Origin of the sequence: Flavihumibacter sp. ZG627 (genome assembly GCF_000814325.1) — a bacterium.
Classification (GTDB): Bacteria; Bacteroidota; Bacteroidia; order Chitinophagales; family Chitinophagaceae; genus Flavihumibacter.
Window position 1 is genome coordinate 234675 of record NZ_JPHF01000002.1, and the last position, 24138, is coordinate 258812.

A 24138-nucleotide genomic window follows, 5' to 3' on the forward strand; every position below is an offset into this window, starting at 1 on the left:
TTTTATTCCTTCAGGAATGTTTCAGAGTCGTTTTTTGTATCAATATCGATTATTCCCAATGGAAAATCCACAAGCTCAACCTGCGTTTCATATTGTTCCATCAGTTTCCTGGCACCCGCATCGCCTTTTAAAGTAAACAATGCAGGAAACAACTGCTTGCGAAAGAGGGCAGGAGTTCCCCTTACTTCTCCATATTTGCTGGCAACACACAGTTTTGATTCATCACTTGTTCTTTCTAACAATTCCAGCAACAATTCAGGAGTTACAAATGGCTGGTCACAAACCATGAAGATTATTGCCTCTATTTCACCCTCCTTCATTGCGGCCTCTAAGCCAATTCTAAGTGATGATGACATGCCCTCCCGCCAATGCTTATTCACAACAATTTTAAGATCATATGGTTCCAATTCAGATATTAAAGAATCTATCTGTGCCCCCAAAACCACTATAAGGGGCTCTAATCCCGTTGCCATTGCTGTTTCTACCGCAGTTGAAATCAGGGTTTTCCCCCTGTAAGATAGCAATTGTTTGGGTTCACCCAATCGGCGTGAAGCCCCGGCAGCAAGAATAACAATACCGCATTTAACATGTTTTTTGATTCTATTTTTCAAGAGATGTTTTTATCGCTTATCACAAGTTTACCCGTGCTATGGATTGGGTTCGTGTTACGCCTTAACGACCCCCCCATTTTTCCTGCCAGAACGGCTTTTATTTCTGACATGATTGACAATGCGATCTCTTCTGGGGTTTCAGCACCCAACTCTAATCCAACGGGTGAATATATCATCGATAATTCCTCATCCGATAATTTAATCCCTTCAGATTTCATGTCATCCAGCATGCGGTCAAATTTTTTTCTGGGACCAAGCATGCCAATATATTTCGCGTTAGTTTTTACCAATGCTTTTAGCATGGCAAAATCATAATTGTAATTATGGGTCATTAACACAAATACTGTTTGCTGATCGATTGAAATTTGCTCCAGCACATTTTCGGGTTTTGAAATGATCACCTGGCAGGTGCTTGAAAACCTCTCCTTTTTTGCGTGCGATGGCCGGCCATCAATAACAGTAGTTTCCCATCCCATAATTTCCGCCATAGATACCAGAGGTATAACATCATTTCCTGCCCCAATTAATATTAGCGACACTGCAGGATTTATATACTCAATAAATGCAGTTATTTCGTTTTGATCCGATGTATAATTTTTAAAAGATGATCGTTGCTCACGGAAAGAAAGTTCTACATCTTCCAGCAACATCTCCCGTAAAGTATCATCCTTCAGGTTACCACTTATGGTACCATCCTCTTCAACCAACAGGCAGGTACCATGTTGATATCCTTTCCTGTTCCGGAGTGAAAATACCGTAACCAGAACACTGACCTGTCGTTTTGCGACAGCCTTCCGTAAAAGCTCAATTGAATTATTTGGATCATCATTATTGATTGGCTCCATCAGCACCTGAATTACTCCGGCGCAACCAAGCTGCACCCCAATACTTGCATCTTCTTCATCATTGGTATCATAGGTTACCAGCCTCCTTTGTTGTTGGTTCAATACAAGTAATGCTTTTCTTAAGGCATCGCCTTCCAGGCATCCACCGCTGATTGCTCCGGTCATCGCGCCATCATCTGATACCAACATCCTTGCCCCCGGCCTTCGGTAAGATGATCCTTCCAGGTGAACCACAGTAACCAGCGCGCTATTCCTTCCATCAAATTGTGCCGTATCAAATGCCTTTATAATGGATTGTATTTCTTTCATTTCTTTTCGTTTCAAAACAAAAATAGTCCTGCGGGGCTTTTCTACATGAAACACCCGCAAAAGGGCTATAATTTACGACAATTTGAAAGCAATGAGGCCCCATTTAAAAGGGTTTTGGCGGAATAACGCCAGATAATGGGTATTAGATCGTTTTTTTCTGCATGCGCACATATTTTCCAGCTTATTTATTCGTTAATGGGGAATAAAATCCTGTCTTTTGAAAAAATTTGCACTCAGTTTAACTTTATTGTTGGTCATAAGCGGGCTTAGGGCCCAGCCAAAGTTGGATACTACTGATAATAAGCTTAAACAGCAGAAGGAGAATATAATTACGGAATCTACGGTCATCAAGATCGAAAATCTGGGCCTTAATATCAATTCTGAACTTCCTGAACTACGCCCAACCATTTCACCGGATGGGAATCTCCTGTTTTTTATATGTGAAAATCATCCTGCAAATTCGAAGTACCGGTCAATTCCGAACTCACAGGATATTTGGTTTTCCTATAAAGAAGAGAACGGTCAATGGAGTGAGGCAAGGCATTTATCTTATCCCCTCAATACCGTGCATTATAATACGGTTTATTCTATATCACCTGATAATAACAGGATACTCATCAGGGGTGCTTTTGTAAACGGCGCTTATGATGGAAAAGGTGTAAGTATTTGTCACCTCAGGGAAGACGGTCGCTGGAGTGAACCCGATGCACTTCGTATTCGTAATTATTTCAAATATGACCAGGGCAAACAGTCAGGTGCCTGCATGGCCCATGACGGACGAACCCTTTTGCTTTATATGACCCCGGAAAAAGGGGGGTCCCTGAACGACATATTTGTTTGTTTTCTTACGTCAAATGGTAGTTGGACAGAGCCAAAAAGCCTTGGTAAAAAGATCAACTCCCCTGAAACGGATGAAATGACTCCCTATTTGGCTGCAGATGGTAAGACGCTTTATTTCAGTAGTAACCGATCGGGAGGGCTGGGTGATAATGATATCTGGATGACTCGTCGGCTTGATGATAGCTGGCAGAAATGGAGTGACCCCGTAAACCTTGGAAGCCCTATCAATACCGAAAATTGGGATGCCTTTTTTACGCTTGATGCCGGGGGGGAGTACGCCTACCTTTCCACCAAGTTGAATACTTATGGAGAAAGTGATATCGTTCGGGTAAAACTTATGGAAAAAGAAAAGCCGGACCCTGTTATACTTGTTAGTGGAAATGTATATAATAAAAAAACAAATGAACCCTTAAGCGCATCACTTTTATATGAAACATTGCCCGATGGAGTAATTGCAGGTAATGGCACGTCCAATGCAATCGATGGATCTTTCAAGATCGTTCTTCCCTTTAATAAAAATTACAGCATTCGGGCTACTGCCGACAAGTTTTTCGCGATATCGGAGAATTTAAATCTGGACTCTCTAGTAAAAGAAGGCTATAAAGAGATCCATAAAGATCTGTTCCTTGTACCTATTGAAATTGGGCAGGTAGTTCGGTTGAACAATGTATTTTTTGATTTCGACAAGTGGTCACTGAGGCCTGAATCTTATCTTGAATTGGACAGGGTCGTAAAACTGCTGGAAGAAAATCGCTCTATTGAAATAGAGATGAGTGCACATACGGATAGTTATGGTTCTGATGAATACAATATGAAGCTTAGTGATAACCGTGCCCGCTCTGTGGTTGAATATATCATTTCAAAAGGTATAAATGCATCGCGGATTATAACACAGGGTTATGGTGAAACTAAACCTGTTGTACCGAATGACTCCGACGAAAACCGTCAATTGAACCGAAGGGTTGAGTTTAAGATCATGAAAAACTGATTTCCTCAGCAATTGAATATACATATTAAACAGAGATAAAGAAGAGGTCCTATTGCAGGCCCTCTTCTTTTATAAGTGATCAGTTTCCTAATCCAACTGTGAAGCCGGTTATACTACTGCTAAACACATAATTTCCCTGAGCACTTGCACTACCTGTATTCAGGTCTATTCGATATAATTTTGTTATTCCCCCCGAATTTAAAATGGCCCAGCCCATGCCACTTTTCCCCCCAATGTCGAAACCGTTGGTTCCTTCTATATTCAACCCAAGTGAGCCAACCTCTACTAATGTTCCTGCATTTGGCGGATCCTGGCGGTATAACTTGTCAGTAGCATGGTCAATATCAAATAATGTGGTAATTGTTGCACCTACAAAATTATTCGTGTAAGCAGCAGCACTCACTACTGGCATACCGGGGTTAAGGGATCCATCAATTGCCGCAACCATGCCATTGTCAGGATTTAACCGTAGGTTCTGGCCGGCATCACTCACTACTCGTATTCTGTCAACAGTAGGATTGAAATCGAATCCAAAATTATTGCCATTTAGAATAGTTGATAGGGGTAATGCCCCCACAGAAGATGAACTTCCATTCGCGGAATTGATCGTATATAGTTTGCTGCTGCTTCCAAGCGCATATAGCTGTCCGTTGAGTGGACGAAAATCTATCCCTACAATCATTTCTCCCGTTTGCAAACCTGTAATTGATTTTATTATAGGTGCAGGTTTATCAGGGTTGAATATCAGAAGATTTGTTCCACCACTTATTGCATAAGCCACAGGTTCAGTAGGAATCGCAATTGCGGTTATATTAGATCCGCCACCTATATTGCCAAGGCTTTTTGCCTTACCTGTTGCCAGGTCAATCCGGTAAAGAGCTGTTTTACCTTTTACGTCGTTAGTGGCTAGAGCAATTTCATTTCCAGGAGCGATGTCAAAACCAATCTCTCCATTGAAATCAATTCCAAGATCTCCAATGGCAACGATTGTGCCATTGTTAGGCGGATCCTGTTTGTATAACATGTCGGTTTGGACGTCAATATCAAATAATGTGGTAGTGGTGGTTCCGGCAAAATTGTTATCATATGCTACTCCCGTAATCATGGCATTGGTTACTCCATTAATATTTCCATCAGTAGCTACAACAGCACCAGTTTCGGGATGCAGGCGAAGGTTCTGACCATTGCTCGTTACAACCCTGATCCTGTCTACGGTTGGATTGAAATCGAATCCTGCAATGCCTGATGACAGGGATGGTGTTAATACCGGACCAATCTGTACAGCCACGCCAGAAATGGTGTTGATAACATACAAACGATTTGTTGTGCCTAATCCATATAGCTGTCCGGTAGCTGGGCGAAAGTCGATAGCAATAAGCTTTTCACCGGTTTGCATGCCGTTGATTGTCATATTGGATTCCGGCATTTTGGGTGATTGTGCATTGTATTTCAACAAGTTCATTCCGTTATCCAAAGCATAGAATAATATATCCGGCCCCTCCGGCATCATTCCAGGATTGTCATTCTTATTACAGGCAATTATTCCCAGCGAAAGCATGGCAGCCAGGCTGCCTTTCAGTAATGTTGTAGTTATATTTTTCATATACTCCGTTTGTTGGTTATGCCATATACGGAGTTTTTTAATGTTCAGTTTTAACTCAGGAATGATTTAGCTGGCGTTTGTATAATTGGATGGCATTTTCATAACCAAGATAGAGAGCATCACATATAAGGGCATGTCCAATCGATACTTCATCCAGAAAAGGGAGATTTTCTGCAAAATACCGGAGGTTTTGCAGATCGAGGTCATGACCCGCATTGATGCCTAACCCTAGTTGATTTGCCAACTTCGCAGCATCGATATATGGCAAGATTGCTTGTGTGCGGTTTTGGGAATACTCCCTGGCATAAGATTCTGTATACAATTCGATCCTATCTGTTCCGGTTTCAGCCGCACCTTCCACCATTTCCCTGAGAGGATCCACAAAAATAGATGTTCGGATACCCGCTTTCTTAAACGTACGGATAATATCTATCAGATAATCCCGTTGTCGGATTGTATCCCACCCATGATCTGATGTGAGCTGACCTTCTGCATCCGGAACAAGCGTAACCTGGTCTGGTAAAACTTCAAGTACAAGATCCACAAACTTTTGTTCAAGGCAATTGCCTTCAATATTGAATTCTGTAGTAATAATGTTCCTGATGGCTCTAACATCAGAATAGCGAATATGACGTTCATCGGGGCGGGGGTGAACAGTAACCCCATCTGCACCAAAAGCCTGCGCATCAATGGCTGCTTTTACAACGTCGGGATTGTTGCCACCTCTGCTGTTCCTTATGGTAGCAAACTTGTTGATATTAACAGAAAGTTTGGTCATAATGCAAATATAGTCACTGCAGGTTTGTTCACCACCTCGCCACCAGTTTCAGATTCACCAGTCTTGGAGTGAGTCGGTTTGGTATGGTATAGGTTGTGTTAGAAAAGTCCTTTATCAATAAATAGGAAATAGTATTTGCGCGGTCAATAATATTAAAGACCTCAAGGCTGGCCCAAAGGTTTTCAAATTTGCGAAATGGACTGTGTCTCCGTCGTTTAGCAGCATCACTATTAAGCAGAAGGGCACTGAAACCAATATCAATGCGGAGGTAAGGATCGATCACAAGTGCATTTCTGTATTTGACACTGTTGGGGATGTTATAAGGCAGGTTTGCTCCATAAATGGTGTTTACATAAACCTTAAAATTCTTATTAGTAGATAGATAATCCTGGAAAAATATACCTACTGTAACCAATCGGTCAGTTGGCCTTCGCAACCAACCATTCTCTGTTAGACTGCTGTCAATAGGCCGGTTAAGTGAATCAATTGTATAATTGTAAAACTGGTCACCTTCAATATCTTCTCGTGTGCGCATAAAACCCACATTTATATAACTTTCTGCATCCCTAACAACCTCGCCAAATAAACGTGCTTCCAGTCCCGCCGCATATGCCTTTGCCTTGTTCTCGCCAAAGTATCTCATCCTCACATTATCTATGTCATATGGAACAACATCCCACATACTCTTATAATAAGCTTCTGTTGTTAGGCGAAGCATCCTGTCAAATGCCTTGAAATTATAATCAAGGCCACCACTCAGCTGCCAACTTTTTTGTGCTTTGAGTGAATAATTAATACTTCCATCATAACGGCGCATCTCCCGGTAAAAAGGAGGTTGATGATAAATTCCTGCACTTCCCCGAAAAATAATATCCCTTTTCCAGCTGATTGGCTTCCAGGAAATACCCGCTCGCGGTGATAGTAATAGTTCTTCATTAAGGTCATTATAATTTAATCGCACACCAGCTTGTATGCTGATACCAGATGAATCGCCAACACTTATATTGTCCTGGAAATACCCACTAAAACGATTAACCGAAAAATCCGCGGATGACCGGAGTCTGTTAAAAAGAGATAATTCTCCGGGTTGGTAGGGGAGTGAATAGCCGGCAGAATCCTGGTATTCAAACTCCCTTAGTTGATCTGTGACATGCTGGCGGTCAACTCCAACTCCCCATTGTAAATAATGATCACCTCTGTCATAGAAGCCTTTATGACTTAAGTTCCACACTTCAACGTCCAGGCTGTTTCTGGCATAATTCTGAAATACGCCGGCACCGAGTGGATTTATAATAAGACCGAATTCCGGCTTGCTACGGTCAAACGACCTTTCCCCAAACAGATAGGCACCGCTAATGTCAATGGATTCTTTTTCCTTATTACTGAACCTCGATGCCATCCATTTCAGCCTGAGGTGTTTCCGTGGCTGGTTAATAACTGATAATCCAGCCATATTGGTACTATAACTGTCTTCCTCACGACCTTCAAAATATATGTCCAACCCCAGGTTGGCAGAAAAAAATGGTGAGAATACGGCAGCGGAAGGCTGGCTGAATTCGGGCTCTAACGTAAATTTTGTGCCTGAAATATTTCCAATAAACTCTGCTGTCCATTTTGAATTGAATTCCCAGGTAAATAATCCCTGAAGATCAGCAGCTGATGGAACATAATTCCCTTTTGTTTCCTGGCTGCTCAGCAGATTACGATTACTTCGGTTACGTGCCCCGATTAGCCAGGAAAACTTATTTTTTGCACCTGTTCCTTCAAGTTGGAGACCCTGTTCCAACATGCTTATATACGCAGATCCTCCAAATGATTTAGGTTTCTTATACTGGATGTCAAGTACTGAGGAGAGTTTATCACCATACCTGCTTTGAAAACCCCCGTTGTAAAAATTTACACTCCTCGTCATTTCGGGATTAATAAAACTTAATCCTTCCTGTTGCCCGCTTCTGACCAGATATGGACGATAAATTTCAAAATCATTCACATAGATCAGGTTCTCATCATAACTTCCACCTCTTACATTATAATTTGAGGTTAGTTCATTATTCGTTCCAACAAATACCTTAATAAGATTTTCTATACTTCCGCCTGGCCCCGGAATATTTAAAGCAAGTTTTGGGTTTATATTCACCAGACCGGCTTCACGCCGGTTTCGTTCATCTGTGACCGTTACCTCTTTTAGTTCCTGTGCTCCTTTTTCCAATCGGATAGTAATTGTTTCTGTTTCGGCATTATTGAGAAGGAAATTTTTCTGTTGAGGCTTGTACCCTGTATAAGTGAAAATCAGCGCTATAGCTTTTCCTGCAGGCACGGTGATCCTGAAATACCCGCTGTCATTGCTCCTAAGTCCCCCTTGTTTGCCGAGAATTGAAATGCTAACACCACTAAGACGTTGTTCTTTTTCGTCAACAATCATTCCATTAATAATTGCAGTTTTATCCTGGGAGTATGCTCCGCAAAATATTCCCAGAAGAAGGCTAAGTAGTATGGCTAGGGTTTTCAATCAGGATGCTTTATAAAAGCGTTTGTAATTCTATATTCTAACTGTCAATTTGTTTCATTGCAGTTATTGTAGCTTTGGGATCAGGTGAATGAAAAACTGCACTTCCAGCTACAAGAACATCCGCTCCAGCTTCAACTAGGGCACGTGCGTTTGTCATATCAACTCCACCATCAACTTCAATCTTAACATTTATGCCCAATTGTTCAATCCTTTGGCGCAGTATCCTTATTTTATCATAAGTATGCGGAATGAATTTCTGTCCCCCAAATCCCGGATTAACACTCATGATAAGTACCATATCAATATCGGGGAGTATATCCTGGAGTAATTGTACGGGTGTATGCGGATTAATTGCAACGCCGGCCATCATTCCCAATGATTTTATTTCCTGGATATTACGATGAAGATGCCTGCAGGCTTCAAGGTGAACTGTAAGGATATCAGCGCCTGCATTCCTGAATGCATGGGTATACTTTTCCGGCTCTTCTATCATCAGATGTACGTCAAATAACTTTTTACTGGCCTTACGAAGCTGCTCAATCACCGGAAGTCCAAAGCTTATATTATTTACAAAGCGGCCATCCATAACATCCAGGTGAAACCAATCGGCCTCACTTTCGTTAAGCATGCTACATACAGAACCGAGGTTCAGGAAATCGGAGGCTAATAAAGAAGGAGCAATGATCATGGTGGGAAGATAAATTATTTTTCTCCTTTAACCCTTGCGGCTGCTTCAACAGCCTCGGTAAAATTTCGGTCAAGCGAATATGCCTTAGCGTAATTACTCAGAGCTTCCTCCTTTTTGCCTAACTTTTCATAACAGCGCCCCTGCCAGTAATAAGCATCAGCATAAGTATTGGACACAGTGGCAGCAAGTTTAAACTGCTTGAGAGCTTCGTCAAGGTTTTTCTGGTCGAAATAGATTATTCCTTTTTCAATATAGGCTTCCTGGAATTTCCAATCGATCTTTATAACCTGGTTGAACTGGTCCAGAGCTTTTGCTGTATTGCCAGTATTCGCAAAATAGATTCCCTTGATAAAATAAGGATCTGGCATCTCCCCAACAGAATCCCTTCCAATTACCAGGTCCGCCATATCCAACGATCGTGGATCCCGTGCCTCAGCATACAGATTAGCAAGTGATAATGCCGTCATTTGAAGTGGCTGGATCCTGAATGATGTTTCCAGGTGGCGAAGCGCAGAAGGAGTATCTTTTTTCTCCAGATACAACATTGCCTTTTCAAACCAGGCTTCAAAATCGAGAGAATCTTCTGCCAGCATCTTATCATATGCTTCCAGTGCTTTATCATATTGCCCATTCTGAAGTAGTGCTTCCCCCAATCTTCTTTTGAGATTGGTGTTTTCAGGAAACCTTACCGTAAGTTCTTTGAGTAGTTCCAAAGCCTTATCATTTCTGCCAGCCATAAAGAGTGAACTAACTTTCATTTCAGCAATTTCCTCTACCTGCGATAGTTCCCAGGCTCTTTGCAGGTCGGCATAGGCAAGATCGTGCTCGGCATTCCTTGTAAGTAGGGAGGCCCTGCGTATGTACAGCTCAGTATTTTTATTATCGGCATTGATACTGTCTGATAACGGCTTGTAAGGATCCATGGAGAGGATATTGGTATTTTGGCCATTATCATCACTGGAATTTACATCCGAACCACATGCATAAAATAAAAATGTAATAGCCAATCCTAAAATGGCGAATAATGATTTCATCAGCCAAAGCTATGGTTTTCACAAAAAATGCTATTATACTAATACATTTGCCACGGATAAAATTATAACATATTATGATGGTTTTGAATAATTGGATAGGTATAGTGATAACCGGGGCATTTTTTGCCATGGGATCACCTGGTTCTGCTGAAATAAGGAAAACTAATTTTTCAGATACACTGCACTATCCGGAGGAAACACATTTCAGAAACCTTAGACAACTTACCTTCGGCGGTGATAATGCAGAAGCCTATTTTAGTTATGATGGTAAATACCTGGTATATCAGAAAACTAGCCTCAAGGGAGGCATACCCTGTGACCAGATATTTATAGGCAAAATTCCTGAAAGCCCTGCCGAGCCTTTTGTTCCGAAACTAATTAGTTCAGGAAAAGGCAGAACAACCTGCGCATTTTTTCTTCCTGATGGTAAGCATATCGTATATGCTTCCACGCATCTTGGGGGAGATGAATGTCCGCCGGTTCCTGATAGAACCAAATATGGTAACAGATACATATGGCCGCTTTATAAAAACTATGATATATTCCTGGCCGACACCAGCGGAAACATCGTTAAGCAATTGACAACCTCAGATGGGTATGATGCAGAAGCAACTATTTCGCCTGATGGGCGCCTCATGGTGTATACAAGTGATAAGGATGGCGATCTTGAGTTGTATTGCATGAACCTGAAGACTGGCACGGAAAAGCGATTGACCAATATCGTTGGTTATGACGGGGGTGCATGGTTCAGCCCGGATGGGAAAAAAATAATCTGGAGAGCCAGCCGGCCTGCACCGGGCGAGGAAGAATCGGAATACAAAAAACTACTTGCCGAACATCTTGTTGCACCAACCAGAATGGAAGTTTATACTGCTAATATCGATGGATCCGATGTAAAACAGGTTACAAATCTGGGTCAGGCCAACTGGGCTCCGGTTTTTATGCCCGATAGTAAAAGGATATTGCTTGCATCAAATCATGAGTATAAAAGAGGATTTCCCTTTAATCTGTATATGGTTGATGGAGATGGATCAAATATGAAAAAAATAAGCCGCGATAAGGGCTTCGATGCGTTCGCTATGTTCAGTTATGATGGAAAAAAGATTGTATTCTGTAGCAATCGCAATAATGGTGGTACCCGGGATACCAATATATTTGTTGCCGATTGGACTGAATAAATGGTTCGTTTGTTAATTATTACACCAAACATCAAATAGTATATTATGTACAACGGTCTATTACACCTTCACAGTCTCCTAAGATGGGTCATCTTCATTTTATTGATCATTGCAATTGTTAAGCATTATAAAGGGATGAATACAAAATCCGGCTATACTGCAGGTGATCGGAAAGTTGACCTTTTCCTAATGATATCAGCTCATGTCACCTTATTGGTGGGTTTATACCAATGGTTCGCAGGTCCCTGGGGTTTAAAACTCATCCAGGACAAAGGGTTTAGTGAAGTTATGAAGAACAGCACAGAACGTTTTTTTGCTGTTGAACACATGGTTGGGATGATCATAGCAATCGTGTTGATAACAGTTGGAAGAGCCGCGGGAAAGCCTTCCAATGCAGGTGGTGCTCAACACAGGAAAGCATTTATGATGTTCCTAATTGCGCTGATTATACTGCTGGTTGCTGTTCCCTGGCCTTTCCGTGAAAATCTGGGAAGAGGCTGGTTCCCTGGTGTGTAAAAAATATATTGGGCAGCAGCCCTGACATATTTGGTATCGGTACTTTTTAGGTGTTTAAACTTTTCATGAGCTTCATAAATTGTTTCATTTCATCAATAGTACCGATACTTACTCTGGCCCATTTTCCATCGGGTTGTTCACTTGACCGAAGTACAACATTCTTCGCCATCATATCCTTTGCGAAATCTCCTTTATATTCTTTAAGGTTGAAGAAAAGGAAGTTGGTATAAGAAGGGATGCATCGATAACCCATTTGCTGAAGTGACTTATATGTAAAGTCACGGGCCTCTGCATTTTTCATCTTACTGGAATTACTATGAGAGCTGTCTTTCAGACTAGCCATAGCAGCAGCCATTGACAAAGCACTCAGACTAAAATTGCTGCTGCCAAAATAGTTTGACTGTAAGTCTTTAATTGTCTTTGGATCCGCAATAACAAAACCAATCCGCATACCTGCCATCGCATGGATCTTCGAAAAAGTCCTTATAATAATAATATTGGGGTTGCCCGCTTTTACCAAAGAAATCATTGATTCATTGTCAGGAGCATCAAGAAAATCAATATAGGCCTCATCAATTGATACCATGGTACGCTTACTTGCTTCTTCACAAAAAGATTTAAGTACTGCCGGTTTCAGCATTGTGCTGGTAGGGTTTGCCGGGTTACAGATGTACACCTGCGCAGTTCTTTCATCTATAGCCCTCAGCATAGCATTCAGATCATGGACCTTTTCACTATCAAGCGAAATTTCTTTTACTTCAACACCTATTTTTTTTGCTGTATTGGGAAGAATGCCGAATGTAGGATTTGCAGTTACGAGATTTCCCTTACTGAAATGTCGGGCCAGAAGGCTTAATGCTTCTCCAGACCCCGGAGTTACAAGGATATGATCTGCTGTAACGCCGTAATAATCGGCCAGTTCCTGTTTAAATGTCTGCAAACCTGGAATATTATATTGGTAACGATGTGCTGTGCCTATCATATCCGCAATCGCTTTTTTTGCGAAGGGTGAGAGTCCGTAAGGATTTTCATTGGAACCGAGATTTAGCAAGCCAGACTCAGATCCGTATGATTTTGGAAGATAGTCTTCTCCACCCAGTGAATTCAATGAAAACCCCATTCCCAGTGTGGCAAGGGCAGTTTGCTTAAGCCAGTCGCGACGATGTAGCTGGTTTGACATTTTGCAGTTATTTTGGTTCCATTAAGATACGAAAAAGCATCATTAACGGCTGCCTAGTTCTACAACCTCGCAGTCTTTCATTTGATTGCCATCAATAACAAACCGTAGGATGGAGCGTACTTTATGCCAACCCTGTTTACCGGCAGCACCGGGGTTCATATGGAGGCATTGCAAGCCCTCATCATACTGAACCTTTAGAATATGGGAATGACCTGATATAAATAGTGCTGCCTTTTCCTCTATGATTCGTTTTTTCACACCAGGCGCATATCTGCCGGGATATCCACCTATATGTTTCATGAAAACCCTCACATCTTCACAATCGAAAACAAGCTCTTCCGGGTAAACACTGCGAATATCATTACCATCAATATTTCCATAAACACCGCGCACCTGTAGGCCGCTCTTTTGCCCCAGTTCATCCGCAAGTGTGATGTTTCCAAAATCTCCGGCATGCCATATCTGGTGGCAATCTGTGAAATACCTGAATACAGTTTCATCAAGAAAACCATGTGTGTCTGAAATTAATCCGATCCTGGTCATTTTTGCTGTTTCGCCTGTTTTAGGTGGAAAGTATGATTTTGTATCTTAGCAATACGATAAGTCATGCCATACAACAGAAATTTTACCTGGTATATTGATAAACGCTCCTGGAAATATGTTTTCCTTCTGGCGATGCTGGATCGTAGCGTGCTGCAGTCGCGTCCTTGCTAAAAATAAACTTCACTTAATTAATAATACTTAAAATGCCTCATTATATTAAATTGGGACATATCCCGCACAAACGTCATACTCAGTTCCGTAAACCTGATGGTGGCCTGTATTCCGAACAGCTTTTTTCTACCGAAGGATTTTCAAATGATTATTCTATCCTTTATCATGCGCATCCACCAACACAAATAATAAGTACAGATCCCCCTATCAACGCTATGCCGGTTGTTGCCGAGGAGAAAATGCTCCAGCATCGTTGTTTTGAAGGATTTCAAATAAAGCCGGAAAATGATTTTCTGGAAAGCCGTAAGCCGGTGCTTGTGAATAATGATTGTCATATAGTGCTGGCTGCCCCCCGCGAAAGCATGACCCGATACTTCTATAAAAATGCAGATGCTGATGAGATGATTTTTGTTCACGCAGGAAGCGGTGTGCTATATACCCAGTATGGTGAACTTCCCTTTGGTTATGGTGATTACCTTGTAATACCGAGAGGTACTATTTACCAGATCAGCTTTACAGATTCAAATAACAGGTTTTTTATAGTAGAATCTTTCAGCCCAATTCGCTACCCTAAACGATATCTTTCAAAAAATGGGCAATTACTGGAACATTCTCCTTTTTGTGAGCGTGATATAAGGGGCCCGCAGGATTTAAGATCTTATGATGAAGCAGGTGATTTCCTGATTAAAACCCGTAAAAAAGGTATGCAATATGGACTTCATTATGGTAATCATCCTTTCGATGTAGTTGGATGGGATGGATGTTGTTATCCTTTTGCCTTCAGCATACATGATTTTGAGCCCATAACAGGACGTGTTCACCAGCCACCACCTGTTCACCAGACCTTTGAAGCAAATAATTTTGTTGTTTGTTCCTTCGTTCCCCGCCTTTATGATTATCATCCGCAGGCCATACCAGCTCCCTATAATCACAGCAATATAGACAGTGATGAGGTGTTGTACTATGTTGACGGTGATTTCATGAGCCGCAAGAATGTTACCCGGGGAATGATCACGCTGCATCCTGCGGGCATACCCCACGGGCCTCACCCCGGTGCCGTTGAAAAAAGTATTGGCAAGAAAGAAACCGGGGAACTGGCCGTTATGGTCGATACTTTCCATCCATTACAATTAACTGTAGAAGCCCTTGAAATCGAAAACCAGGGATATACAATGTCATGGGCAGAATAGACTGGTATTAAAAAGGTCATTTTTCTTATATTGTAGGAACAAAACCATTTGCCATATGATCAAATTCAGTGAAATCAAACCAGGAGATTATGTAATGGCCGAATATGAGGGAGAATTATGGGAAGGCATTGTAAATGAGCTGAACCGGGAAGACAAAGAGGTCTGCGTTCAGACGGAGGTCCAGGAATTCTGGTTCAAGCCCGACAATCTTCGCTCAATACCCCTTTCGGAAGAGCAGTTGATGAAGTTCAATTTTGAGAAGGAAACTAATGGTGATGGCTGGATAAAGTACAAGAAAGGACCCTTTCGCGTACAGCTAAGGCAGGAAGGTGCTTTTGACGATTTTGAGATCTGGTACCGCGAAGATCGCCGGCATATCAAACATCAGATCGGGGTACATGAGCTCCAGAATCATTATTATCAAATGACCAAAGTAGAATTGGGAAGGAACTAGAATTCCCGGTTTCCGTCAAATTTTCAGTAGTTTTGACACCTAAGCACAACATTTTCAATGAGAATGGGGAAAAAATCCCCATTTTTTTATTTTTTGTGCCAAATAATCATATCTTTGCGCTCCCAAAATCTGTATGGCAAAACAAGCACTCATTAAACAGGATGGAATAATAGTAGAAGCACTTTCGAACGCTATGTTCAAGGTTAAGCTGCAAAATGACCATGAAATACTGGCCACTATCTCAGGGAAAATGAGGATGCACTATATCAGGATCCTGCCGGGCGACAAGGTAGGGGTGGAGATGAGTCCATATGATTTGACAAGGGGTAGGATTATTTTCAGATACAAATAATATAATAGTCATGAAAGTTCGTGCATCAATCAAAAAGCGCAGCGCTGATTGCAAGATCGTGAGGAGAAAAGGCAAGCTGTACGTGATCAACAAGAAAAACCCTCGTTACAAGCAAAGACAAGGGTAAACCTTGACTGTGCCCTGAATCAGTCATTAGTAAATCGAAAATAGAATCAGATTATGGCTCGTATTGCCGGTGTTGACTTACCAAAAAACAAGAGAGGAGAGATAGGCCTGACCTATATCTTCGGAATCGGTCGCTCTACTGCTCAGCAAATTCTTGACAAAGCTAATATCAGCTACGAAAAGAAAGTGAATGAGTGGAATGATGATGAGTTGACTGCCATCCGTAACATCATCAACGACGAGTTGAAGGTGGAAGGTCAGCTGCGCTCTGAAGTGCAGATGAGTATCAAGCGTTTGCTCGATATCGCCTGTTACCGTGGTCTGCGTCACCGTAAAGGGTTACCGCTTCGTGGTCAGCGTACCAAAACGAACAGCCGTACCCGTAAAGGAAAGCGTAAGACAGTTGCTGGTAAGAAAAAGGCTCCTAAGAAGTAAGACATAGTGCCGCTACCAGATCCAGCTTAGGAGGGGGAGGAGCGCCACGATCCTGGAACATGTGTACCGGGAGATATTTTTTAAAGATTACCTCATTATCTAAATGGCAAAACAACAAACCAGCGCAAAAGCCGCTGCCAAGAAGAGAATCGTGAAGGTAGATTCATATGGCGATGCCCATATTTCTGCCACGTTTAACAACATCATCATCAGCCTTACCAATAAGAATGGTCAGGTTATTTCCTGGTCCTCTGCCGGTAAAATGGGTTTCAAAGGTTCTAAGAAGAACACCCCTTATGCCGCCCAGATGGCTGCCGCAGATGCCGCAAAAACTGCACTTGATGCAGGCTTGAAGCGTGTGGATGTTTTCGTGAAAGGACCTGGTTCCGGTCGTGAAGGCGCTATTCGTTCCCTTAGCCAATCAGGAATTGAAGTGGTGATGATCAAGGATGTTACCCCGTTACCACATAACGGTTGTCGTCCGCCGAAAAAACGCCGCGTATAAATGTCTTTTATATACCGAAACCCAAGGTCCAATCAGGCTTTGGGTTTCGGATTTTGTATTTTCAAACATGGGTGTACAATCGATTTTAAGATTTTTAATGATTGTACATCGTAACTAAAAAATCAAGTTGATATGGCACGTTACACTGGTCCAAAGACCAAAATTTCTAGAATCTTCGGTGAGCCGATCCTCGGGAATGGAAAATGGCTTAACAAGAACAGCAATCCTCCCGGTCAGCATGGTGCTGCCCGTAAGCGTAAGAGCCTGGGTGAGTATGCCCTCCAGCTCCGCGAAAAGCAAAAAGCAAAGTATACCTATGGCGTTCTCGAGAAGCAATTCCGCAGAACATTTGAAGAGGCTGCACGTCGTAAAGGTGTTACCGGTGAAAACCTGATCAAACTGCTCGAGGCACGTTTGGATAATACGGTCTTCCGTATGGGTATCGCTCCTTCACGGCCAGCTGCCCGCCAGTTGGTCAGTCACAAGCATATCATGGTTAATGGTGATGTTGTGAATGTTCCTTCTTACCAGCTTAAGGCAGGTGATATCATTACTTTCAAGCCCGCATCAACAGAAAAAACTGGCTTAACTAGTATGGTTCGCGGCAAAAACCAAAAGTTTAGCTGGCTCGATTGGAATGAATCTACCATGACTGGTACCTTCATCGCTTATCCTGAAAGGGAAAATGTTCCTGAGAATATCAAGGAGCAACTGATCGTTGAATTGTACTCTAAGTAATAGAGGATAGTCAATAACCCATTACCGAATCATGGGATGCCGCTGCGGCGCATACTTTTTTCGGAACAACAAAACGTAAATCGAACATACAAATGGCCATTTTAAACTTTCAGAAACCCGACAAAATCGTTCTGCAGAAAGCAAATGATTTTGAAGCACAATTCGAATTCCGTCCGTTGGAGCCTGGTTACGGTGTAACCATCGGTAACGCCCTTCGCAGGGTACTACTGAGCTCATTGGAAGGATTTGCTATCGTGGGTATCAGAATTGAAGGGGCTGAACATGAATTTGCTACCATCAAAGGTGTTACAGAAGATCTTACTGATATCATTCTGAACCTTAAGCAGGTTCGCTTTAAGAAGGTAGTTGATACTGAAGTTTCCAATGAGAAGATCGTTCTGCACGTTAAAGGCAAGAGCGAATTCACTGCGGGTATGATCCAGGACGGCACGCAAAGCTTCCAGATCATGAACCCTGAGCAGCTGATCTGCACCATGGATCCTTCTGCAAAACTCGAGATAGAACTTACCATTGGTAAAGGCCGTGGTTATGTTCCCGCTGAAGATAATAAGCAGAAAGATGCTCCACTGGGCTTCATTCCCATTGACTCTATCTACACGCCTATCAAGAATGTTAAGTACAGTATTGAGAATACCCGCGTAGAACAGAGAACCGACTTCGAAAAGCTGATCATGGACGTTGCAACCGATGGTACCATCCATCCGGAAGAAGCTGTTAAACAGGCTTCCCGCATCCTGATCCAGCACCTGATGATCATCACTGATGAGAACATCACTTTCGATAACAAGGAAGAAAAGAAAGAAGATCTGGTTGATGAGCAAACGTTGCAACTGCGCAAAGTACTGAAGACTCCTTTGGAAGATCTGGACCTGAGCGTTCGTGCATTCAATTGCCTGAAAGCCGCCAAAATCAACTCCCTGAGCGAACTGGTTCAATACGAGCAGGAAGACCTGATGAAGTTCCGCAATTTTGGTCAGAAATCACTGGCTGAAATAGAGCAGGTACTCCATGAACGTGGTCTTAGCTTCGGAATGGACCTTGCTAAGATGGGAATTGATAAGGAAGACTAATTCACGTTCACTATTTATAATCGTAGGCTGCAATTCCTGACACGGTGCAGCCGGTAAAATTTAATGTCATGCGTCACGGAGACAAACAAAACAATCTCGGCCGTAAAAAAGCCCACCGCGAGGCCCTTCTGGCTAACCTCACGATCAACCTGATTGAACATAAGCGTATCGTAACTACACTCGCTAAAGCAAAAGCGCTTCGCGTATATGCTGAACCTTTGTTCACTAAGGCTAAATCTAATGATACCCACAACCGTCGTGTTGTTTTTAGCTACCTGCAGAATAAAGAAGCAGTTGCTGAACTATTTGATAGCATCGCTGCAAAGATTGCTGGTCGCCCGGGTGGTTATACCCGTATCATTAAGCTTGGTGCCCGTGTGGGTGACAATGCTGAGCAGGCTATGATCGAACTCGTTGATTTCAATGAAGTGTATGGTAAACTGGCTGATGCTAAAACAGAGCCCGCCAAGAGAACACGTCGTGGATCTAAGAAAGCCACTACAGAAACTCCGGCAAAAGCTAAGCCTGCAGCTGAAACTGCAGCACCTGATGCATCCGAAGCTCCTGCTGATTCCAAAGAAGAAAAAGCAGCTGAATAAAGGAATGAATGATTGATTTTCTATAAGGGCAGAATGGTTTTCCATTCTGCCTTTTTTTTACAGATATTTGCAAAACTTTTTTCCAGTATAATGACGCAAGCTCCCCAACAACAAGCTATCCTCGTCCTGGAGGATGGATCGGTTCACTATGGCAAAGCATTTGGAACCATTGGCACTACCACTGGTGAACTTTGCTTTAATACCGGTATGACCGGTTACCAGGAAGTTTTTACAGACCCCAGCTACTATGGGCAGGTAATAATTATGAATACGGTCCATGTAGGTAATTATGGCGTGAAAGATGAAGATATTGAGTCTTCCACAGTTAAGGTTCGTGGCATAATTGCCCGCAACCTGGAAGAACAATTCAGTCGCCGTATGGCCCAGGGCTCCCTTGATGATTATCTTAAAGCAAATAATATTGTAGCCATAGAAGGAGTTGATACGAGGGCCCTCACTGCCAAAGTACGTACAGAAGGTGCAATGAATTGTATTATCTCCTCAGCTGTTACGGATATTGAAGAACTAAAAGATTTGTTGCGAGAAGTTCCTTCTATGAATGGTCTCGAACTTGCCAGTAAAGTCAGCACCCAGTCTCCTTATGAATTGGGAGATCCCCAAAGTGATATTCGCATCGCTGTAATCGATTATGGTGTAAAGAAACATATCCTGGAATGCATGGTTGAAAGGGGTGCTTTTGTAAGGGTTTATCCTGCAAAAGTGAGTTTTGAAGAACTTAAATCTTTTAATGCGGATGGTTATTTTATATCCAACGGACCGGGTGATCCTGCTCCTATGGATTATGCCATTTCTACCGTTCAAAGCATCATGAAGGAAGAAAAGACACTATTCGGAATCTGTCTGGGCCACCAATTACTTGCACTCGCCAATGGAATTCCTACTTTCAAAATGCACCACGGTCATAGGGGACTTAACCACCCCGTGAAAAACCTGGTTACAGGAAAATGCGAAATTACAACCCAGAATCATGGCTTTGGTGTAGATCCTGAAGCTGTAAAGAATGCAGATCATATAGAGATCACCCATGTTAACCTGAATGACAATTCCATTGAAGGAATTCGTATAAAGGGAAAGCCGGCCTTCTCTGTTCAATATCACCCAGAAAGCACTCCAGGCCCCCACGATAGTCGCTACCTCTTTGATGAGTTTATTAAAATGATCAGGGAAGGAAAGAACTGAATTGAGTCCTCATATTGATACTATAGCCAGCAAGCCTTTCGCTTGCTGGTTTTTTAAGCCTTAATGCTTATTTTACTGTTTCATATGCATGAAGTATGATTCACCTGCCGGATTTTACTATTGACGAATTTAAAATGGCAGCCATTCAGCGCTCCGATCAGGCCTTCGTTTTTGAGGGATTAAGTCATCCCCAGGTAATTCCATTTTATGGTGTTAGTTACCGCAGTTATGAGGCAACCGCAGCACAGATGGATTTTTATGAACAGCTCCTGAGCGATGGTACGGGTGGATGGTGGAAGATCACTGACAACTCAAGTGGTAAAATGGTCGGTGCCTGTGGTTGTAACAATTTCCAGCACAAGCATGAGAAGATCGAAATTGGCTACTGGTTACTTCCCGATCATTGGGGAAAAGGGATTATGCGAAAAGTTTTACCAGAATTACTCCTACAAATGACGCGCATTTGGAAACTGCATAGGGTGGAAGCTTGGGTTGAATCTGGAAATGACAGCAGCAGGCGATTACTCGAATATTGTGGGTTTAATTGCGAAGGATTATTAAGAGATACAGAGATTAAAAATGATAAGCGTATAAGCCTCTATATATATGCGAAAATCTTGGAGTAAATTTATATCATGAAGATAGCCATCATCAACGGTCCAAACCTGAACCTGCTTGGCAGGAGAGAACCTGTTGTATACGGATCACAGAATTTCAATAGTTACCTGGAAGAACTCAAAGAGAAATTCCCATCTGTTGAATTCAGTTATTTCCAAAGTAACGTTGAGGGAGAACTCATTAATGAATTGCAGCGGGTAGGCTTTGACGTTAATGGCATCATACTGAACCCTGGTGGATATACACACACTTCCGTCGCAATTGGTGATGCAATTGCAGCTATCGATTCACCCGTCATTGAAGTGCATATCAGCAATATTCATGCTCGCGAAGAATTTCGAAAGATATCCCATGTTTCAGCCAAAGCAAGGGGCACCATCTGCGGGCTGGGACTTAAAGGATACGAATTGGCAGTCTATGCCCTCCACCCCGTCTGACGTATGTCCTGACATACGTCAGACGGGTATATAATTTAGTGTTTTAATGCAGCGTCCTGAACTTTATCAAGCTTACCGATGAAAAGGCTTCGGCCATGTGTAGCCACTACCATTTCATTTTCGCCTTTGTGGATCGCAATATCATGAACGGGAACAGAACGGGGAATACCCTGCCCCAGTGTCATAAAACTAATGCCCATATCTATACTTGCATATACTCCACCATCGGTTCCGATATAAAGAATTTTTTCTGATCGGGGATCCTCACGGATAACATTCACGGGTTCCAATGGTAAATACATTCCAATTTGTTGCCAGGTAGTTCCATAATCATCACTCCTGAAAACATATGCATTAAAATGATCATTACGATAGCCATTCAACGTTACATATACCCTGCTTTCCTTGTAGGCACTGGCAAGTACCCTTGATACATAGAGACCCTGTGGAAGCGTTTCGGGATTAACCAATTTTCCTTTGGCAGTAGATTTGTTCTTACGGCGTTCAACAGGTTTCCCTATTTGCGTCCAACTGTTTCCTCCATCTTTACTAACGGCAATATTCCCATCATCAGAACCTGTATACACCAGTCCGAATCGTAAAGGGGACTCACTGATGGTACTTATTGTTCCAAACGGTACATCACCCTGCCTTGCACCGTTTGTAAGATCCTGACTTAAAGTCTGAAGCTGTTCTCCCTTAAGGAGCGAACGATGAAAGCGGTTGGAACCATAATAAAGAATATCCTTGTTATGCTCACTTAGCAATATGGGTGTCTGCCAGTTGAATCGGAGGGGCAGCTCACCGAGCTCATGTTGTGGCCGAACCAATTTTCTTTCCCTAGTAGACAAATCAATACGATTGTAATACCCGAATTGAGAACCACTATAAACGATTTTATTGGTTCGCGTATCTACCTGTGCCTGCATACCATCGCCACCATTAAGCCTTTTGAAAGCATAATCACCTTCATCCACCCAACCAATGTTTTCTTTGTGATTTGATGGTCCATACCAACTTCCATTATCCTGCAAACCCCCATATATATTATATGGCCGGGCACTATCTAATGCAATGGAATAATACTGTGCCACAGCGGGACTGTTTGCTTTGAACCAGTTCAAACCGTTATCATAGGTTATGTTTACACCACCATCATTCCCATTGATCATATGATTATCACGCATAGGGTTAATCCACAGCGCATGATGGTCGGCGTGAACATTTGGTTTATCAATAGTTTTAAACGTTTTTCCACCATCTTCGGAAAGCTGTGCATATATGCCAAGAATCACAAGCTTATCGGGGTTTGCTGGTGATACATATATCTTCCCGAAATAGTATCCATAAGTACTAAAAATGTTAATGGGTTTATCGTGGGTTAACTTCCAGGTTTTGCCGGCATCATTACTTCGGTACACCTCACATCCTTTGACTGATTTGTTCTGAAAACCATCATTCACATAAAAATAATCATAAAGAGCAGTTGGCTTGACCTTATCATCCCGAACCATCGCTTTAACAGACGAAGCAGTGTATTTGTCTGACATACGATTAGTCCTGAGAAACTTTTCAAGTTTTTCATCATTTAAGTCTTCGAACTGCTTTTTATTTAACCCCTTAAAGTCCTTCAGCTGATATACAGTATCTTGTTTTCCGGCAGTTGTATCTGGTAACCCAAACTGGTTATCAACCACTGCATAAACTATTTGCGGATCAGATGATGATATCGCCAGACCAATCCTGCCAAGTCCATCTCCGGTAATTATGCCCGAACCCTCTTTGCTGATTAATTCCCAGTTAACCCCGCCATCATTACTCTTGTAAATACCACTCGATTTGCCACTTTCTTCAAAATTCCATGCTGATCGGGTTCTATACCATGCGGAAGCATATATTTCTAATGGATTTATTGGGTTGATATCCATGTCAATTACTCCAGTATTTTCATCAATAAATAATGTCTGTTTCCAGCTTTTGCCCCCATCAATGGTTTTATACACACCTCGTTCTTTATTGGATGAATACAGATGACCAATTACTGATACCCAGGCAGTATTGGTATCTGATGGATGGATAATGATTTTAGAAATATGCTGCGATTCGGGTAATCCAAGGTATTCCCATGTTTTTCCATTGTTGTTGGATCGAAAAACCCCTATTCCAGCATAGGAAGAACGGCTGCTGTTTTCTTCGCCGGTACCTACCCATATGCTACGCTTGGGCGCCTTCCAGTTCACGGCAATATCTCCGATACCTATTACCTGCTCCGTATCGAATATGGGGACAAATGATTGCCCATTATTGGTAGTATACCAGAGACCACCACTTGCATAAGCCACATAAAATTCTGTGGGGTCATCGGGGTTTACCTCCAGGTCAATAGCCCTTCCACTCATCACCGTTGGGCCGATATTGCGGAAACTTATGTCCTTAAAAATGCTTCCCGCCTCCATTTTGGTACGGTTTTGCATTCCTTTAAGACGCTCCGCTGCTGTTGTTGGCTTGATTTGTGCGTAGCTTTGGGTGTAAATGAGAACAGCTACTAGACTGGCAAATTTGCGGGTGCGGATAAAACTGGATAACATATCAGACCTGGT

General features: G+C 42.3%; 25 protein-coding genes. 15 read left to right on the forward strand and 10 right to left on the reverse strand.

Translation table 11 applies throughout. The features are described 5' to 3' along the window. Positions 1 to 2: 2 nt before the first annotated feature. Together HY58_RS04435 and HY58_RS04440 are read right to left on the reverse strand one after the other, a co-directional pair. On the reverse strand, positions 3 to 611 hold the full coding sequence (locus HY58_RS04435; protein WP_052323832.1) for an NTP transferase domain-containing protein: 609 nt from the start codon (positions 609 to 611) through the stop codon (positions 3 to 5). Next, a complete protein-coding gene (locus HY58_RS04440) occupies positions 608 to 1765 on the reverse strand; it encodes an XdhC family protein (protein WP_039128586.1) in 1158 nt (385 codons plus the stop codon). Before HY58_RS04440 ends, HY58_RS04435 begins: the two co-directional genes overlap by 4 nt. Before the next feature lie 217 nt (positions 1766 to 1982). Between HY58_RS04440 and HY58_RS04445 the strand changes: the two genes are divergently transcribed. Next, entirely contained in the window at positions 1983 to 3593 is a 1611-nt protein-coding gene (locus HY58_RS04445) for an OmpA family protein (RefSeq protein ID WP_156123569.1), read from the forward strand. Positions 3594 to 3672: 79 nt separating this feature from the next. Here HY58_RS04445 and HY58_RS04450 read toward each other — a convergent pair whose 3' ends face one another. From HY58_RS04450 to HY58_RS04470, 5 genes are read right to left on the reverse strand one after another with little or no spacing between them, the layout of a single operon-like run. After that, entirely contained in the window at positions 3673 to 5196 is a 1524-nt protein-coding gene (locus HY58_RS04450) for a DUF4394 domain-containing protein (RefSeq protein WP_052323834.1), read from the reverse strand. Positions 5197 to 5251: 55 nt separating this feature from the next. Continuing rightward, positions 5252 to 5974 carry a pyridoxine 5'-phosphate synthase gene (locus tag HY58_RS04455; protein WP_039128588.1) on the reverse strand — a complete coding sequence of 241 codons (723 nt, stop codon included), beginning with the start codon at positions 5972 to 5974 and terminating at the stop codon, positions 5252 to 5254. Between the two features lie 28 nt (positions 5975 to 6002). Then, positions 6003 to 8483, reverse strand: coding sequence for a TonB-dependent receptor (locus HY58_RS04460; protein WP_253271503.1), 2481 nt, complete (start codon positions 8481 to 8483; stop codon positions 6003 to 6005). A gap of 37 nt (positions 8484 to 8520) precedes the next feature. Beyond that, positions 8521 to 9171 carry a ribulose-phosphate 3-epimerase gene (rpe, locus tag HY58_RS04465; RefSeq protein WP_039128592.1) on the reverse strand — a complete coding sequence of 217 codons (651 nt, stop codon included), beginning with the start codon at positions 9169 to 9171 and terminating at the stop codon, positions 8521 to 8523. A gap of 14 nt (positions 9172 to 9185) precedes the next feature. Then, the gene (locus HY58_RS04470; protein WP_039128595.1) at positions 9186 to 10205 is read right to left on the reverse strand and encodes a lipopolysaccharide assembly protein LapB; all 1020 of its coding nucleotides are present in this window, start codon (positions 10203 to 10205) and stop codon (positions 9186 to 9188) included. Between the two features lie 74 nt (positions 10206 to 10279). On the opposite strand from HY58_RS04470, the gene HY58_RS04475 reads away from it, so the two are divergent. Further along, entirely contained in the window at positions 10280 to 11383 is a 1104-nt protein-coding gene (locus tag HY58_RS04475) for a PD40 domain-containing protein (RefSeq protein WP_156123570.1), read from the forward strand. Positions 11384 to 11428: 45 nt separating this feature from the next. Beyond that, the gene (locus HY58_RS04480; RefSeq protein ID WP_039128600.1) at positions 11429 to 11899 is read left to right on the forward strand and encodes a hypothetical protein; all 471 of its coding nucleotides are present in this window, start codon (positions 11429 to 11431) and stop codon (positions 11897 to 11899) included. A gap of 46 nt (positions 11900 to 11945) precedes the next feature. Here HY58_RS04480 and HY58_RS04485 read toward each other — a convergent pair whose 3' ends face one another. Further along, complete coding sequence (locus tag HY58_RS04485) at positions 11946 to 13079, reverse strand: histidinol-phosphate transaminase (protein ID WP_039128602.1); 1134 nt, start codon at positions 13077 to 13079, stop codon at positions 11946 to 11948. 42 nt (positions 13080 to 13121) lie between these two features. Then, the gene (locus HY58_RS04490) at positions 13122 to 13622 is read right to left on the reverse strand and encodes a metallophosphoesterase (RefSeq protein WP_039128605.1); all 501 of its coding nucleotides are present in this window, start codon (positions 13620 to 13622) and stop codon (positions 13122 to 13124) included. 203 nt (positions 13623 to 13825) lie between these two features. Between HY58_RS04490 and HY58_RS04495 the strand changes: the two genes are divergently transcribed. The 12 genes from HY58_RS04495 (at position 13826) to aroQ (ending at position 21538) form a co-directional block, all read left to right on the forward strand. After that, positions 13826 to 14983 carry a homogentisate 1,2-dioxygenase gene (locus HY58_RS04495; RefSeq protein ID WP_039128609.1) on the forward strand — a complete coding sequence of 386 codons (1158 nt, stop codon included), beginning with the start codon at positions 13826 to 13828 and terminating at the stop codon, positions 14981 to 14983. Between the two features lie 55 nt (positions 14984 to 15038). Then, on the forward strand, positions 15039 to 15437 hold the full coding sequence (locus HY58_RS04500; protein WP_039128612.1) for a hypothetical protein: 399 nt from the start codon (positions 15039 to 15041) through the stop codon (positions 15435 to 15437). Between the two features lie 133 nt (positions 15438 to 15570). Beyond that, on the forward strand, positions 15571 to 15789 hold the full coding sequence (gene infA, locus HY58_RS04505) for a translation initiation factor IF-1 (RefSeq protein ID WP_039128617.1): 219 nt from the start codon (positions 15571 to 15573) through the stop codon (positions 15787 to 15789). A gap of 10 nt (positions 15790 to 15799) precedes the next feature. Beyond that, on the forward strand, positions 15800 to 15916 hold the full coding sequence (gene ykgO, locus HY58_RS19155) for a type B 50S ribosomal protein L36 (RefSeq protein WP_046369371.1): 117 nt from the start codon (positions 15800 to 15802) through the stop codon (positions 15914 to 15916). 53 nt (positions 15917 to 15969) lie between these two features. Then, entirely contained in the window at positions 15970 to 16350 is a 381-nt protein-coding gene (gene rpsM, locus HY58_RS04510) for a 30S ribosomal protein S13 (protein WP_039128620.1), read from the forward strand. A 103-nt stretch (positions 16351 to 16453) separates the two neighbouring features. Beyond that, on the forward strand, positions 16454 to 16855 hold the full coding sequence (gene rpsK / locus HY58_RS04515) for a 30S ribosomal protein S11 (protein ID WP_039128624.1): 402 nt from the start codon (positions 16454 to 16456) through the stop codon (positions 16853 to 16855). Between the two features lie 132 nt (positions 16856 to 16987). Beyond that, positions 16988 to 17593: a 30S ribosomal protein S4 gene (gene rpsD / locus HY58_RS04520; protein WP_039128627.1), complete on the forward strand. Its 606-nt coding sequence runs from the start codon at positions 16988 to 16990 to the stop codon at positions 17591 to 17593. Positions 17594 to 17685: 92 nt separating this feature from the next. Beyond that, entirely contained in the window at positions 17686 to 18684 is a 999-nt protein-coding gene (locus tag HY58_RS04525) for a DNA-directed RNA polymerase subunit alpha (protein ID WP_039128631.1), read from the forward strand. Positions 18685 to 18752: 68 nt separating this feature from the next. Continuing rightward, positions 18753 to 19283, forward strand: coding sequence for a 50S ribosomal protein L17 (gene rplQ, locus HY58_RS04530; RefSeq protein WP_039128633.1), 531 nt, complete (start codon positions 18753 to 18755; stop codon positions 19281 to 19283). A 90-nt stretch (positions 19284 to 19373) separates the two neighbouring features. Continuing rightward, complete coding sequence (gene carA / locus HY58_RS04535) at positions 19374 to 20483, forward strand: glutamine-hydrolyzing carbamoyl-phosphate synthase small subunit (RefSeq protein WP_039129660.1); 1110 nt, start codon at positions 19374 to 19376, stop codon at positions 20481 to 20483. 95 nt (positions 20484 to 20578) lie between these two features. Further along, on the forward strand, positions 20579 to 21109 hold the full coding sequence (locus tag HY58_RS04540) for a GNAT family N-acetyltransferase (protein ID WP_039128635.1): 531 nt from the start codon (positions 20579 to 20581) through the stop codon (positions 21107 to 21109). Positions 21110 to 21118: 9 nt separating this feature from the next. Beyond that, positions 21119 to 21538: a type II 3-dehydroquinate dehydratase gene (aroQ, locus tag HY58_RS04545; RefSeq protein ID WP_039128637.1), complete on the forward strand. Its 420-nt coding sequence runs from the start codon at positions 21119 to 21121 to the stop codon at positions 21536 to 21538. A 35-nt stretch (positions 21539 to 21573) separates the two neighbouring features. Here aroQ and HY58_RS04550 read toward each other — a convergent pair whose 3' ends face one another. Further along, positions 21574 to 24126 carry a hypothetical protein gene (locus HY58_RS04550; protein ID WP_052323835.1) on the reverse strand — a complete coding sequence of 851 codons (2553 nt, stop codon included), beginning with the start codon at positions 24124 to 24126 and terminating at the stop codon, positions 21574 to 21576. Between the last annotated feature and the right edge of the window lie 12 nt (positions 24127 to 24138).